The organism is Kribbella sp. NPDC026596, from assembly GCF_040638415.1.
Lineage (GTDB): Bacteria > Actinomycetota > Actinomycetes > Propionibacteriales > Kribbellaceae > Kribbella.
This window is the reverse complement of record NZ_JBEZYF010000068.1, coordinates 34,647-48,298: the sequence shown is the minus strand read 5'-3', so window position 1 is coordinate 48,298 and position 13,652 is coordinate 34,647. Positions and strand designations below refer to the sequence as shown.

Sequence of the window (13,652 nt, the reverse complement as noted above, 5' to 3'; positions counted from 1 at the left end):
CCGCCCTCCAAGGGCGGGGGCCGGTCCGCGTACTGGGGTCGAGCCCACACGGGCCGAATCATGCGGGCCTCCCGGTCGATCAGAAGCCCAGGCGCACGGCACGCGTCGTCGAGACGAGGCCGCTCCCCGATGGTTAGCCCATCTCACGCGCCAGTCACGACCCAGCCGCACGTTATCAACCCCCGACGCGGGACCCTACGCAGTACCGGCCAGAGCACGGGATTCGTGGAGGGTTTTGCCCCGGACTCGGCAAGAAACCCTCCCTTGATAATGCAAGAACCCACCACTATCGACAGACTCCCATCCACGCCCTCCGCTGACGGCAGGACCCTCGACTGTGACCGAGCCTGCCGTGCTCATCTGAGCGGGACGGCGGGCGGTCAGGTGGTGGGGAGGAGGTGGAAGCCGACGCCGCGGACGGCGTGGATGGTGACCGTGGCGCCTAGGTTGGTGAGTTTTTGGCGGAGGCGCTTGACGACGGAGTGGATGTGGGAGCCGTGGCCGAGGTGTTCGTTTCCCCAGACGGCGTGGTGGAGGCGCTGGTAGGTCCAGACGCGGCCGGGTTCCTCGACCAGGCAGTGCAGGAAGTCGTGCTCGAGCCGGGTCAGTGAGACCTCGCGGTCCTTCCACCGGACGACGCGACGGTCCACGTCCAGGTACAGCTCGGCCTCCGACGAGGGCGGTACGGCGGCCCGGACAGCCGGCGCCGCCACTGCGACCGGAACCGCGGCGACCGTGGCCGGAACGGCGACCACCCTGGCGGGCACTGCCTCGATCTGGGCAGCCTCCCCAGAGGCGACCGGCAGCCCGGTCGGCGCGAGTACGACGGGACCGGCTGGCGACATGACCGCCGTCAGCTCGAGGAACGCGCGAGCCTGGTCCGCGCTCGACACCAGCAGCAGCGCGTCGGCCGCACCGAGCAACCGCGCGAGCTGTACCCGTTCGGACGTGGACGTGGCCACGCCGATGATCAACGACGAATCCGCGAGCCTCTCCATGGCGAGCCCCTCCCCAGTCGAACGCCGGCCAGCCACCAGTACGGTTTACGGCGCGAAGTAAGTCAAGTGATTCATCGCGCCCCGGGCTGGCACAAATGCGACCTGTCCGAGACAGGCCAAACCCAAGCAGGGCAAGGCAGTGCAGGACGGAGAGGGCCGACCGGCCCGGGGCGGCGGGCACGGCCGGCGGTCCGGCGGGGATCAGCCGACGGTCTTCACCGCGGTGATCAGGCTGCCGTCGGTGGTGTCACCGGACATAGACACCCCACTCGGTGAAGTAACCGCCCACTCTCTTGCCTGCGGCAACAGTGTGGTCGGCAGTGGGCTGGGCCGCGGTGGCGGCCTGTGCGAGACCGGCGCCGAGGAGAGCTATCGCAGCCAAGAGCACAGGAAAACGGAGCCGCATGAGTACCGCCTGGGGGCGGAGAGGAACTATCCGCACCCTACCGACCACATCCAGTTAAGAAAAGAACTAATCCAAATAAAGATGTTCTCGTGATCATCGCGACGCTCCCCCGCGAAGGTGTGCGGAGGGAGCGTGCGGCGGAGTAATCTCCTCGCGCACGGTCACTCTTGACCGCACCCGACGGAGGAACAGTGCCCGGTCTCGTTCGACGGCCGATCGTCGTCTGGCTGCTCGCGGCCCTCGCGGTCCCTGTGCTGCTCACGGCTGTGCTGATTCCGGCCAAAGCGGGGACCACCGAAGACGATCTGCGCGACCGCACGCTGGCCGCACTCCAGGCCCGCGGCATCGAGGCCGGCTCCGTCGACTTCGACGGCCGCGACGCGACGGTCGCCGTACCGGCCGGTGTCGATGCCGAGCTCGTGCGCGAGGTCGTCGTGAAGGTGGACGGCGTTCGCTCGGTGCGGATCGAGGGTTCGTCGACTCCGACTGCTACTCCGACGACTGAGGCGCCTGCCGAGTCCGACTTGGCGCCGTTCGAGGTGGGCCGGACCAACCAGTCGATCCGGGTGCAGGCGGCGGTCAAGGATCAAGCGGTCAAGGAAGCCATCGCCGCCGAGGTCGGCAAGGTGCTCGGCGAAGACCGTGAGTACGACGACCGTACGACGATCGACGCCGCGACCGGGTTGGCCGACGCGACCGCGATAGCCGCGCTGCTGCAGGCGCTCGCGATCGGGACCGGCGACGCCTCGGTGCGGTACGACGGAAGCACGGTGACGCTGTCGGGTGAGGTGCCGGACCAGGCGAGCAAGGCGACCGTCGCCCGGGCCGCGGCGAAGGCCGTCCCCGGCGCGGTGATCGCGAACCAGCTGGAGATCCCGGCGCCGCCGAAGTCCGAGGTCAGTGAATCGTGCCGGACGTTGCCGAGCCGGCTGTCGGAGTTCACCCGGCAGCACAAGATCAACTTCCTGTCCGGCACGTCGATCGTGAACGACGCGACGAAGCCATCGGTGGTGCGTGTCGCCGCCCTGCTGAGGTCGTGCCCGAGCGCGTTCTTCGAGGTGGCGGGTCACACCGACAACCTCGGGTCCGAGGCGACCAGCCTGCCGCTGTCCGAGCGCCGGGCGGCCGCGGTCAAGGCCGCGCTGGTCAAGCTCGGCGTGGCCGCCAACCACATCCATGCGAACGGTTACGGTCAGGCCTTCCCGATCGCACCCAACTCCACCGCCGCCGGCCGGATCGCCAACCGCCGGGCCGAGATCCGAGTACTGCAGGGGAACTGAATGAGCTGGCTCGTCGCACAGATGTGGATCCTGCTACTGGTCGCGTTCGTCCTCGGAAGCGCGGCCGCCTGGCTGCTGCACCGACTGGTGCGCAACCCGGCGAGGGGGGCACGCTGATGAGCTGGCTGCTGCGACACAACTGGCTGTGGTCGTTACTCGCCTTCCTGATCGGCGCTCTCATCACCTGGCTCCTCCTCGAACGCCGTACCCCAGCCACTCCCCCGGACGCAGCTGCCGAGGAGCCGGTCGAGCAGAAGCAAGAGGTCCTGGTCGGAGCCCGGGTCGCCGAGACAGCACCCGCCGTACGAGCCGAACCCGCCGCGCATCCCGAGCCGGCGCCTAACGGACGAGCTAAACCGCAGCCGGCGTTCTCGGAGTTGATGGAGGCGGAGCCGACGCTGTTCGACGACGCCGAACTCGCGGCGATGAACGGCGACACCAATGCGACCGCGCCGCAGATGCGGGCCGCGGCCCCCGCCGGACGCTACGGTGAGGGCTCGGCCGACGCGGTACCTCATCAGGCTCCGCCGGACGGGTTCACCATCAAGGGCAACGCCCAGTCGATGCTGTTCCACACCCCCGACTCGCCGTACTACGGCCGGACCAAACCCGAGGTCTGGTTCCGTAGCGAGTCCGACGCCGAACGCGCCGGCTTCACCAAGTACGCCCGCCGCCCCCGCAAGTCCCCCAACCCCCGCGACCAAGCCCTCGCCCAGGAGGCAGAGTGAAGCACGACGTCACCGTCCCCTACACGATCGAACAGGACGAGGACGGGGTGTGGTGCGCACATGCACTCCTGCGACACGGCGTCGGCGCCAACGGCGAAGGTGACACACCTGAGGCGGCCGTAGCGGACCTCCGTGAAGCCCTCACCGGCCTGATCGAGTCCTTCGGCGTTCCGGACCTGATCACGGTCACCGTCGAAACCCCCTGATGGCCAAGGTCCCGTCACTGAGCGGCGAGAAAGTCGTCGCTCAACTCAAGAAGCACGGCTTCCGGGTCGACCGGGTCAACGGCAGTCATCACATCATGAAGAACGACGCCGACGGCCGCGGTACGACGGTGCCGGTCCATGGCGGCCGGGACGTCGCCAAGGGGACGCTGCGCAGCATCTTGAGCGACGTCGATCTCACGCCTGAGGAACTGCTGAATCCGAAGCTGGTCAAGGCCCGTGAAGCCGAGGCCGAGCAGGAGGACCAGCAGGTGGTCGACCCGCGGGAGGGGGTGGCCGACGCGCGTGGGGCGACCAAACGACACGCCTCGCCCGGACGGTCCGGTGGGCGGCGGGCGGCGGGCTCCGCGAGTCGGGAGAGGGACGAGCGGTCGCCTCGTCGATGAGCTTGGGATAAGGGGATTCGGCCCCTATTTGCCTGTACCGGCAAAGGGCCGTCACACTGAGCGGAACGCCTTGCCGGAACCGTCCGTCCCGGGGCGTCCACCACATCGCCGGCTCTGTCCGGACACATCGCACCGACTTCTTTTACGACGCCGACAACGGGGTACGGGAAGCAGTGCGGCACACCGTAGTACCGCTAGGTTTGGAGACACCCGATGGAGGTGAGCGTGACCGACATGCTGCCGGAGCAGCACCACGGACTGACGAAGAGTGACCCGCTGTGGTTCAAGCGGGCCGTTTTCTACGAGGTCCTCGTGCGGTCCTTCAAGGACTCGAACGCCGACGGCATCGGCGATCTGCAAGGCCTGACCGAGAAACTCGACTACCTCGAGTGGCTCGGTGTCGATTGCCTCTGGTTACCCCCGTTCTACCCGTCGCCGTTGCGCGACGGCGGTTACGACATCTCCGACTACACCGGAGTGATGCCCGAGGTCGGCACGATCACCGACTTCGCGGGGTTCATGGAGGCCGCTCACACCCGCGGTATGCGGGTGATCGTCGACTTCGTGATGAACCACACCTCCGACCAGCACCCCTGGTTCCAGGCGTCGCGGGAGGACCCGGACGGCCCGTACGGCGACTTCTACGTGTGGTCCGACACCGACGACAAGTACTCCGACGCCCGGATCATCTTCGTCGACACCGAGCAGTCGAACTGGACCTGGGACCCGGTCCGCGGCCAGTACTTCTGGCACCGGTTCTACTCCAACCAGCCGGACCTGAACTTCGAGAACCCGGCCGTCGGCGACGCGATGATCGAGGCGCTGAAGTTCTGGCTCGACCTCGGCGTGGACGGCTTCCGGCTGGACGCGGTGCCGTACCTGTTCGAGACCGAGGGTTCCAACTGCGAGAACCTCCCGCGCACCCACGAGTTCCTCAAGCGGGTCCGCAAGGAGGTGGACGCGAACTACTCCGACCGCGTCCTGCTCTGCGAGGCGAACCAGTGGCCGGCCGACGTCGTCGAGTACTTCGGCGACCGCTCGTCGGGCGGCGACGAGTGCCAGATGGCGTTCCACTTCCCCGTCATGCCGCGCATCTTCATGGGTGTGCGGCGGGAGTCCCGGTTCCCGATCTCGGAGATCCTGGCGCAGACCCCGGAGATCCCGGAGACCTGCCAGTGGGGGATCTTCCTGCGCAACCACGACGAGCTCACCCTCGAGATGGTCAGCGACGAGGACCGCGACTACATGTGGGGCGAGTACGCGCAGGACCCGCGGATGAAGGCGAACATCGGCATCCGCCGCCGGCTCGCACCGCTGCTGGACAACGACGTGAACAAGATGGAGTTGTTCACCGCGATGCTGCTCAGCCTGCCCGGCTCCCCGATCCTGTACTACGGGGACGAGATCGGCATGGGCGACAACATCTGGCTCGGTGACCGCGACGGCGTCCGTACGCCGATGCAGTGGTCCCCGGACCGCAACGCCTCGTTCTCCACCGCGACTCCGGGCAAGCTCAGCCTGCCGGTGATCATGGACCCGGTCTACGGGTACCAGGCGGTGAACGTCGAAGCGGAGATGGAGAACGCGTCCTCGCTGCTGCACTGGACCCGGCGGATGATCCAGGCCCGTAAGCAGCACCCGTGTTTCGGCATGGGTACCTTTACGGATCTAGGCGGTTCCAACCCGAGCGTGCTGTCGTACGTGCGTGAGTTCGGCGACGACGTGGTGCTGTGCGTGAACAACCTGTCCCGGTTCCCGCAGCCGATCGAGCTGGACCTGCGGCAGTGGCAAGGCGTGGAACCGATCGAGTTGCTCGGTGGCGTGCACTTCCCCACGATCGGGGAACTGCCCTACCTTTTGACGCTCGGCGCCCACGGTTTCTACTGGTTCCGGCTGCCGGTGGCCAAGCCGGCTGACCACGAGGAGAGCATGTAGTGAGTTCCCATCTGGACCAGGTCCAGTCCTTCTGCGCGAGCCAGAGGTGGTTCGGTGAGAAGGGACACGACGTTCACGTCGACGCGATGGCCACCTCGGTGTGGCTGTCGGACGGGGACGCCTGGCCCGCGGTCCGGATCGGGTTCGTCTACTGTTCCGGTCCGCCCGGGTCGGAGTTCCCGATCCGGGTGTACCAACTGCCGCTCAGCTACCACCGCGCGCCGGTCGAGAACCTCGGCCACGCGCTGATCGGTGAGTGGGTCGAGCAGGACCTCGACGACACCGAGGTCTGGGTGTACGACGCTCTGCACGACAAGGAAGCGACTCCGTACTGGCTGGACGGGCTGACGCACGGACGTCGGCTGGACGGGCTGGAGTTCCATCCCGTGCACGCCCCGGACCGGACCACCGTCGTACCGGAGGACGCGCAGTCGCTCGTCCTCACCGTCGAGCAGAGCAACACGTCGCTGGTGTTCGGCGACGTGGCCTTGCTGAAGGTGTTCCGCCGGCTCGAGCCCGGGAGCAACCCTGGGGTCGAGATCGAGTCGGCGCTCACCGAGGCGGGGTCCGAGCTGGTCCCCGAGGTGCTCGGGTCCGCGCGGGGCACCTGGCCGCGCGCGGGCGGCGGGAACGATTCGGGTGAGCTGGCGATGATGACGGCGTTCCAGAAGAACGCCACCGACGGCTGGTCGTTCGCCTGCTCGTCGGTGCGGGACCTGTACGCCGAGGGCGACCTGCACGCCGAGGAGGTCGGCGGTGACTTCGCGGCCGAGTCGCACCGGCTCGGCGCGAGCACGGCGCAGGTCCACTCGGAGCTGGCGAAGGCGCTCGGCACCGACATTTGGGAGCCGGCCAAGCTCGTCGAGCACGCAGCGGCGATGCAGCGCCGGCTCGATCAGGCGGCCGCGGCCATCCCCGAGCTCGCGCCGTACAAGGCCGGCCTGAGCCGCTGGTTCGAGGCGCTGGCGGCGTACGACCAGCCGGTGCCGGTGCAGCGGATCCACGGTGACTTCCACCTGGGTCAGGTGCTGCGGACGATCGACGGCTGGAAGCTGATCGACTTCGAGGGTGAGCCGGCGAAGTCCCTGATCGAGCGGCGGGCCTTGGATACTGCGGTCAAGGACATCGCCGGGATGCTGCGGTCGTTCGACTACGCGGCCCGCTCGCTGCTCGCCGACCACCTGGGCGACCAGCAGATCGCTTACCGTGCGACCGAGTGGGCGAACCGGAACCAGCAGGCCTTCTGCGACGGATACGCCGAGGTCGCGGGCACCGATCCGCGGCACGAACCCGTGCTGCTGAGCGCCTTCCTGGCCGACAAGGTCGTCTACGAAACGCTCTACGAAGCCCGCAACCGCCCCAGCTGGCTCCCGATCCCGCTGTCCGCGGCGGCCCAGTTGGCCGAACACTTGTAATACTTGCGGGTATGCCGCCCGAGCCACCACCCTGGTCACCGAAACCACCACTTCCCACACCCAAACCGGCTTCGCCTGGCCCCGGTACACCACCCGCCTCACCGCCGTCCGGGACGCCCTGAGCGACTGAAGTTGTGTACGTCGGGACTCGACGGGTACGGGGTGCGGTGAATGCAGTGTTGATCGGGCAGGATGGGGTTCATGGGATCGAGCGAGCAGAACGCCGGGCCGGCGACTGAGGCTTTCGAGACGCCGGTGGTGCCGGCTGACAAGCCTGTGGTGACAGCGGTTCCGGTGGATCGGACCGTGCTGGAGCAGCTGGTCGGCGGGACCTTTCACGATCCTCATCAGGTGCTCGGACCACACCTCGGCGAGCATGGTGTCACCGTCCGGGCGCTGCGCCCGTTCGCCCAGTCGGTCACCGTTCTGTACGACGACAAGCGGCTCGAGCTCCGGCACGAGTTCGAGGGTGTGTGGGTCGGCGTCCTCGACGTCGACAAGGTGCCCGAGTATCGCCTCCAGGTCAGCTACACCGACGGGCCCGCGGTCGAGGTCGACGACCCGTACCGCTACCTCCCGTCGCTCGGTGAGGTCGACCTGCACCTGATCGGCGAGGGCCGGCACGAGCAGCTCTGGACCGTGCTGGGTGCCCACGTGCGCCGGTACGACGGCCCGACCGGGACGGTCACGGGGACGTCGTTCGCCGTCTGGGCTCCGAACGCGCAGGGGATCCGCCTCACCGCGGACTTCAACTTCTGGGACGGCCGCGCGCATCCGCTGCGGTCACTGGGTGCGTCCGGCGTGTGGGAGCTGTTCGTCCCGGGCGTCGGCGCCGGGACGCGGTACAAGTTCGACATCTGCGGCCGGGACGGGGTCTGGCGGCAGAAGGCCGACCCGATGGCCAACCTGGCCGAGACTCCCCCGGCGAACGCGTCGGTCGTGCACGAGTCGTCGTACGAGTGGGACGACGCGGCCTGGCTGGAGCGGCGGACCGCGGCGCAGGCCTACGCCGAGCCGATGAGCGTGTACGAAGTGCACCTCGGGTCGTGGCGCAAGGGCCGGTCCTACCGCGAGCTGGCCGACGAGCTCGTTGCCTATGTCAACGACATGGGCTTCACCCACGTCGAGTTCATGCCGGTGATGGAGCATCCGTTCGGTGGCTCCTGGGGTTACCAGGTGACGTCGTACTTCGCGCCGACGGCGCGCTTCGGTGACCCCGACGACTTCCGGTTGCTGGTCGACCGGCTGCACCAGGCCGGCATCGGCGTCCTGGTCGACTGGGTGCCGGCGCACTTCCCGAAGGACGCCTGGGCGCTGGCCCGCTTCGACGGGACGCCGCTGTACGAGCACCCGGATCCGCGCCGCGGCGAGCAGCCGGACTGGGGCACGCTGGTCTTCGACTTCGGCCGTCCGCAGGTGCGGAACTTCCTGGTCGCGAACGCGCTCTACTGGGCCGAGGAGTACCACATCGACGGCCTGCGCGTGGACGCGGTCGCCTCGATGCTCTACCTGGACTACTCCCGCCAGGACGGCCAGTGGGTCCCGAACCAGTACGGCGGCCGGGAGAACCTGGAGGCCGTGTCGTTCCTGCAGGAGATGAACGCGACCCTCTACAAGCGCGTCCCCGGCGTCATCACCGTGGCCGAGGAGTCGACGTCGTGGCCGGGCGTCACCCGGGACACGCATCTGGGCGGCCTCGGGTTCGGCTTCAAGTGGAACATGGGCTGGATGAACGACTCGCTGCGCTACCTGGAGCACGAGCCGATCCACCGGCAGTACCACCACCACGAGCTGACGTTCTCGATGATGTACGCCTACTCGGAGAACTTCGTCCTCCCGCTGTCCCACGACGAGGTTGTGCACGGCAAGGGTTCGCTGCTGCGCAAGATGCCGGGCGACCGCTGGCAGCAGCTGGCGAACCTGCGCGCGTACCTGGCGATGATGTGGGCGCACCCGGGCAAGCAGCTGCTGTTCATGGGCTGTGAGTTCGGCCAGGAGTCGGAGTGGTCCGAGAAGGGCGAGCTCGACTGGTGGTTGCTGGACCACACCGACCACCGCGGCCTGCAGCAGCTGGTCCGCGACCTGAACGGTGTCTACAAGGACAACCCGGCGCTCTGGCGGACCGACCACTCGGCGGAGAAGTTCAGCTGGATCGACGCCAACGACGCGAGCAACAACATCTTCTCCTTCGTCCGGTACGGCGACGACGGCGAGCCGACGGTCGCCTGCATCGCGAACTTCTCCGCGATCCCGCACCACGGCTACCGCCTCGGCCTCCCGTACGGCGGCCGCTGGGAAGAGGTCGTCAACACCGACGCCGACGTGTACGGCGGCTCCGGGGTCGGCAACTACGGCGCCGTCGAGGCGGACGGGCCGGAGTGGCACGGCATGACGACGAGCACCGAGCTGTCCGTCCCACCCCTGGCGACGGTGTACCTGCGCTACACCGGGTAGCGTTCACGGGGTGACCGCCGTACATCCGCTGACCGATGGTGAAGTGACGCTGCGACTGTCGCGGCAGGATCAGCAGGTGGTGAGCTTCGACGTCGAGCAGGGCAAGCCGCTCGGCATCGTCGAGGTACGCCGGACCACGCCTGGCGTCGGCCTGGTCGTCTGGGAGCTGGATGGCGGCCCCGAGATCGCCCAGCGGGCCGTCCGCCTGGTGACGGAGTACGCCTTCGGCGAGCTCGAGCTGGAGCGGCTGCAGGTCGAGGTCGACCCGGCGATCCACGTATCCGCCCGGGTCGCGATCCGGTCCGGCTTCCGGCGCGAGGGCGTGCTGCGGGGTGCGGCGCTGGTGGCGGACGAGCGCCGTGATGTGGCCGTGTACGGGATGCGCAAGGACGACCCGCGCCCGGACACGTTGACGGGCTGGACCGCGTTGATGGACTCGACGCTGCCGAAGAAGCGGGTGATCGCGCACGTGGTCGTGCGCGACACGGCTGGCCGGGTGCTGCTGTGTCAGGTCAGCTACAAGAACGATCTGGAGCTGCCGGGCGGCGTGGTCGAGCCGGATGAGGATCCCGCCACCGGCGCGTCCCGTGAGATGCAGGAGGAGCTCGGGGTCGCGCTGCCGCTGCTCGGCGTCCTCGCGATCGACTGGCTCCCGCGCTGGGAGGGCTGGGGCGACGCCGTGGAGATCCTGTACGACGGGGGCGTGCACGACCCGTCGTTGCTGGACACACTGCAGCCGGACGGCTTCGAGATCCGCGGCATCTCCTGGCACGCACCGGATGCTCTGGAGGGGCTGGTGTCACCGTTGAACGCGCGCCGGCTGCCTGAGATCCTTCGGGACCCGTCTGTGCTGCACAACTTGAGCAACGGCTCCCCCATCACCTCGTGAGCTGGCTCCACCGGCCGCACTTCAGTGGACCAGGCGGATCGTCAACGGGTAGCGGTACTCGCGGCCGCTGGAGGCGGCCATGGTCGCGAGGATGATGACGACCAGCGCCGCGATCGCGCCGATGATGATCAGCGGGACGATGATCAGGATCCCGAGACCGAAAGTGACCAGGATCAGGATCACCGCGATCGCGGAGTAGATCAGCAGCGACAGCTGGAAGTTCAGGGACTCCAGCGCGTGCCGGCGAATGAAGTCGGACCGGTTCCGGTACACCAGCCAGATGACCAGTGGACACAGGAACCCCATCGCGAACCACGCCGCGACGAAGACCCCCACGTGGGCGATCATCCCCCACGTCCGCTCATCCGAGGCCGACAGCGGTGGCCCGGCGTTCGGCGTACTCATATTCCAGTGAAGCACACCGATTCCTTTTCGTGGGGTCGTCGGTCTGTATCGATGAAGACCTCATCGAGAAGGGCGCCACAATGGCCGAACTGACGTACGCCGTCGAGACCCAGGGAGCTGTGATGACGGGCGAGGCCGAGTTTGCCCGCCGCACCGAGCCGTTCCGGAAGGAACTGCTGGCGCACTGCTATCGCATGCTCGCCTCGGTGCACGAGGCCGAGGACGTCGTGCAGGAGACGTACCTGCGGGCGTGGCGTTCGTACTCGGCGTTCGAAGGCCGGTCGTCGATCCGGGTCTGGCTCTACCGCATCGCCACCAACGCCTGCCTGACCGCGCTCGAGCAGCGCGGCCGGCGGGCTCTTCCTTCTGGCCTCGGCGCGCCGGCCACTGATCTGGCCCCGGGACCTGCGGCGGCCGATGTGGCGTTCGTGGAGCCGATGGCGGACTCGTTGGTCCTGTCGGAGTCCAGCGACCCGGCAAGTATCGTGACCACGCGGGAGAGTCTGCGGCTGGCGTTGATCGCGGCTCTGCAATACCTTCCGGCCAAGCAGCGCGCCGTACTGATCCTCCGTGAGGTGCTCGCGTTCCCGGCGGCCGAGGTCGCGAGGATGCTCGACACGTCGGTCGCGGCGGTGAAGAGCACGCTGCAACGAGCGCGCGCCCGGCTCGACGAGACCGCGTTCGGTGAGATCACCGAGCCGACCGATCCGCACGCTCAAGCCTTGCTGGCCGAGTACATCACCGGCTTCGAGAACGCCGACACCGCCGCCCTGGAGCGCGCCCTCCGCGCGGACGCGGCGATCGAAATGGTCGGCACCACCACCTGGTTCAACGGCCGGGTGATGTGCCTGCGCGTGCTCGCCGAGGCCGTCGGCTCACCTGGCGATTGGCGGATGCTCCCGATTGTCGCCAACGGCCAGCCCGCGGTCGGCGCGTACGTACGCAGCCCGGCCGGCGACTACGAGCCGTACGGCGTCGCCGTGCTCACTCCGACTCCCACCGGCCTGACCCGCATTTCCGTGTTCAGCACCCCCAGCCTTGTCACGCGCTTCGGCCTACCGGCGACACTTCCGGCTGACTGAACAGCTCAGCGGTTCGATGGGCCGTCGTGTGTGCCCATCGCGTCGTACTCATCAGCGCCAGCGCAACGACGCCGATCCCCAGGGCCGCCACCGGCCACCAGAGCAGATGTTCCGCGTCGGTGAACGCCTGTGGATCGCCGCCCGCTGTCGAGCCGACGATCGTGCCGGCGATCGCTACTCCCAGGGTGGTGCCGGTCTGACGGGCGGCGGAGGCTACCGAGCCCGCGAGACCGGCCATGGACAAGGGCATGCCGGAGACAGCCGTGTTGGTGATCGGTGGGTTGACCGTGCCCAGGAAGATCCCGAAGAACAGGTAGACCGCGAGCACCACCGGGAGCGGTGTTGCCGGCCCGAGCCACAACGAGGTCAGCGCGCCGAGCGCCAGCGCTGAGCCGGCAACCACGAGCGGAAGCCGCGGACCGCGCGTACCGACCATCCGGCCTGCCATGGGCGCCACGATGGTGATCACCACACCGACCGGGAGAAGACACAGCCCGGCCTCGAGCGCCGACAACCCGCGAACGTTCTGCAGATACAGCGTCGTGACGAACAAGAACGCGCCGAACCCGCAGAGCGCGAACAGTGCCATCAGGATCGCCGAGCTGAACGGCACGCTCCGGAAGAGCCTCAGCTCGAGCATCGGATCGGTCCGGCGGGGCTCGTAGGCCAGCAGGGCCGGCGCCGCGAGTACGGCGACGCCCAGCGGCCCGAGGATCACCGGCGAGGTCCAGGCGCGGGTCTCGGACCCGATGATCGCGTACACGACGCACCCGAGCATCAGGATCACGAGAGCCTGACCGACCGGGTCGAAGCGCCGCGCCCGGTCCGCGCGCGACTCGGGCACGAAGAGCGCCGTACAGACGATCGCCACGACGACGACCGGAACATTGACCCAGAAGATCGCCCGCCACCCGATGCCGTCGACGAGCGTCCCGCCGAGGATCGGCCCCAACGCGAGCGCCAGCCCGGACATCGACCCGAACACGCCGATGGCCCGCGCCCGCTCGGCCCGGTCCGGGAACGTGGTCGCGACGATCGCCATTGCCACCGGGTTGAGCATCGTGCCGCCGACCGCCTGCACCGCCCGCGCCGCGATCAACCACCCGGCCGTCGGCGCCAGGCTGCACAACAGCGACCCCAGCCCGAACGCGGCCAGCCCGATCATGAATACCCGCCGCCGCCCAACTCGGTCGGCCGTGGACCCGGCGAGCAGCAGCAGGCTCGCCAGCACCAAGGTGTAGGCGTCGACGGTCCACTGCAACTGCGCGACCGACGCGCCCAGGTCCGCTCGCATCGCGGGCAACGCGACCGTGACGATGGAAATGTCCATCACGACCACGACGATGCTCGCGCAACAGATCGCCAGCACCCCCAGCCGACGCCGCCGGCTCAGCTCACCCGGACCACTGCGCTGCACCGCTGGAGCACTCATATCTGCGACGCTAGAATT

Annotated in this window: 12 protein-coding genes, 1 pseudogene and 1 riboswitch; of the genes and pseudogenes, 9 read left to right on the top strand and 4 right to left on the bottom strand. The window is 68.3% G+C overall.

What is annotated here, in order from left to right; all coding sequences use genetic code 11:
• Positions 1–78: 78 nt before the first annotated feature.
• Positions 79–168, bottom strand: a riboswitch (ZMP/ZTP riboswitch).
• Positions 169–380: 212 nt separating this feature from the next.
• Positions 381–998: a winged helix-turn-helix domain-containing protein gene (locus AB0E63_RS37485; protein ID WP_360376857.1), complete on the bottom strand. Its 618-nt coding sequence runs from the start codon at positions 996–998 to the stop codon at positions 381–383.
• 247 nt (positions 999–1,245) lie between these two features.
• On the bottom strand, positions 1,246–1,380 hold the full coding sequence (locus AB0E63_RS37480) for a hypothetical protein (RefSeq protein ID WP_360376854.1): 135 nt from the start codon (positions 1,378–1,380) through the stop codon (positions 1,246–1,248).
• A gap of 215 nt (positions 1,381–1,595) precedes the next feature.
• On the opposite strand from AB0E63_RS37480, the gene AB0E63_RS37475 reads away from it, so the two are divergent.
• From AB0E63_RS37475 to AB0E63_RS37440, 8 genes and pseudogenes are all read left to right on the top strand, one after another.
• Positions 1,596–2,684 (top strand): OmpA family protein, encoded by a 1,089-nt coding sequence (locus AB0E63_RS37475; RefSeq protein ID WP_360376852.1) that lies wholly within the window; start codon positions 1,596–1,598, stop codon positions 2,682–2,684.
• A 524-nt stretch (positions 2,685–3,208) separates the two neighbouring features.
• Positions 3,209–3,412 (top strand): annotated as a pseudogene (locus AB0E63_RS37470) (hypothetical protein); the annotation flags it as partial.
• On the top strand, positions 3,409–3,618 hold the full coding sequence (locus tag AB0E63_RS37465; protein WP_360376850.1) for a hypothetical protein: 210 nt from the start codon (positions 3,409–3,411) through the stop codon (positions 3,616–3,618). The pseudogene AB0E63_RS37470 and the gene AB0E63_RS37465, both read left to right, overlap by 4 nt.
• Positions 3,618–4,022: a type II toxin-antitoxin system HicA family toxin gene (locus AB0E63_RS37460; protein ID WP_360376848.1), complete on the top strand. Its 405-nt coding sequence runs from the start codon at positions 3,618–3,620 to the stop codon at positions 4,020–4,022. Before AB0E63_RS37465 ends, AB0E63_RS37460 begins: the two co-directional genes overlap by 1 nt.
• A 234-nt stretch (positions 4,023–4,256) precedes the next feature.
• Positions 4,257–5,957 carry a maltose alpha-D-glucosyltransferase gene (treS, locus tag AB0E63_RS37455; protein WP_360376862.1) on the top strand — a complete coding sequence of 567 codons (1,701 nt, stop codon included), beginning with the start codon at positions 4,257–4,259 and terminating at the stop codon, positions 5,955–5,957.
• On the top strand, positions 5,957–7,372 hold the full coding sequence (locus AB0E63_RS37450; RefSeq protein WP_360376845.1) for an aminoglycoside phosphotransferase: 1,416 nt from the start codon (positions 5,957–5,959) through the stop codon (positions 7,370–7,372). Before treS ends, AB0E63_RS37450 begins: the two co-directional genes overlap by 1 nt.
• A gap of 201 nt (positions 7,373–7,573) precedes the next feature.
• Positions 7,574–9,826 (top strand): 1,4-alpha-glucan branching protein GlgB, encoded by a 2,253-nt coding sequence (gene glgB, locus AB0E63_RS37445; protein WP_360376842.1) that lies wholly within the window; start codon positions 7,574–7,576, stop codon positions 9,824–9,826.
• A 10-nt stretch (positions 9,827–9,836) separates the two neighbouring features.
• Positions 9,837–10,715: an NUDIX domain-containing protein gene (locus tag AB0E63_RS37440; RefSeq protein ID WP_360376839.1), complete on the top strand. Its 879-nt coding sequence runs from the start codon at positions 9,837–9,839 to the stop codon at positions 10,713–10,715.
• Positions 10,716–10,736: 21 nt separating this feature from the next.
• Here the strand turns inward: AB0E63_RS37440 and AB0E63_RS37435 are convergent, their stop codons facing one another.
• On the bottom strand, positions 10,737–11,135 hold the full coding sequence (locus AB0E63_RS37435) for a DUF4870 domain-containing protein (RefSeq protein ID WP_360376837.1): 399 nt from the start codon (positions 11,133–11,135) through the stop codon (positions 10,737–10,739).
• 65 nt (positions 11,136–11,200) lie between these two features.
• On the opposite strand from AB0E63_RS37435, the gene AB0E63_RS37430 reads away from it, so the two are divergent.
• The gene (locus AB0E63_RS37430; protein WP_360376834.1) at positions 11,201–12,202 is read left to right on the top strand and encodes a sigma-70 family RNA polymerase sigma factor; all 1,002 of its coding nucleotides are present in this window, start codon (positions 11,201–11,203) and stop codon (positions 12,200–12,202) included.
• On the opposite strand, the gene AB0E63_RS37425 is transcribed toward AB0E63_RS37430, so the two are convergent.
• Positions 12,162–13,634 carry an MFS transporter gene (locus AB0E63_RS37425; RefSeq protein WP_360376831.1) on the bottom strand — a complete coding sequence of 491 codons (1,473 nt, stop codon included), beginning with the start codon at positions 13,632–13,634 and terminating at the stop codon, positions 12,162–12,164. The genes AB0E63_RS37430 and AB0E63_RS37425 overlap by 41 nt on opposite strands.
• Between the last annotated feature and the right edge of the window lie 18 nt (positions 13,635–13,652).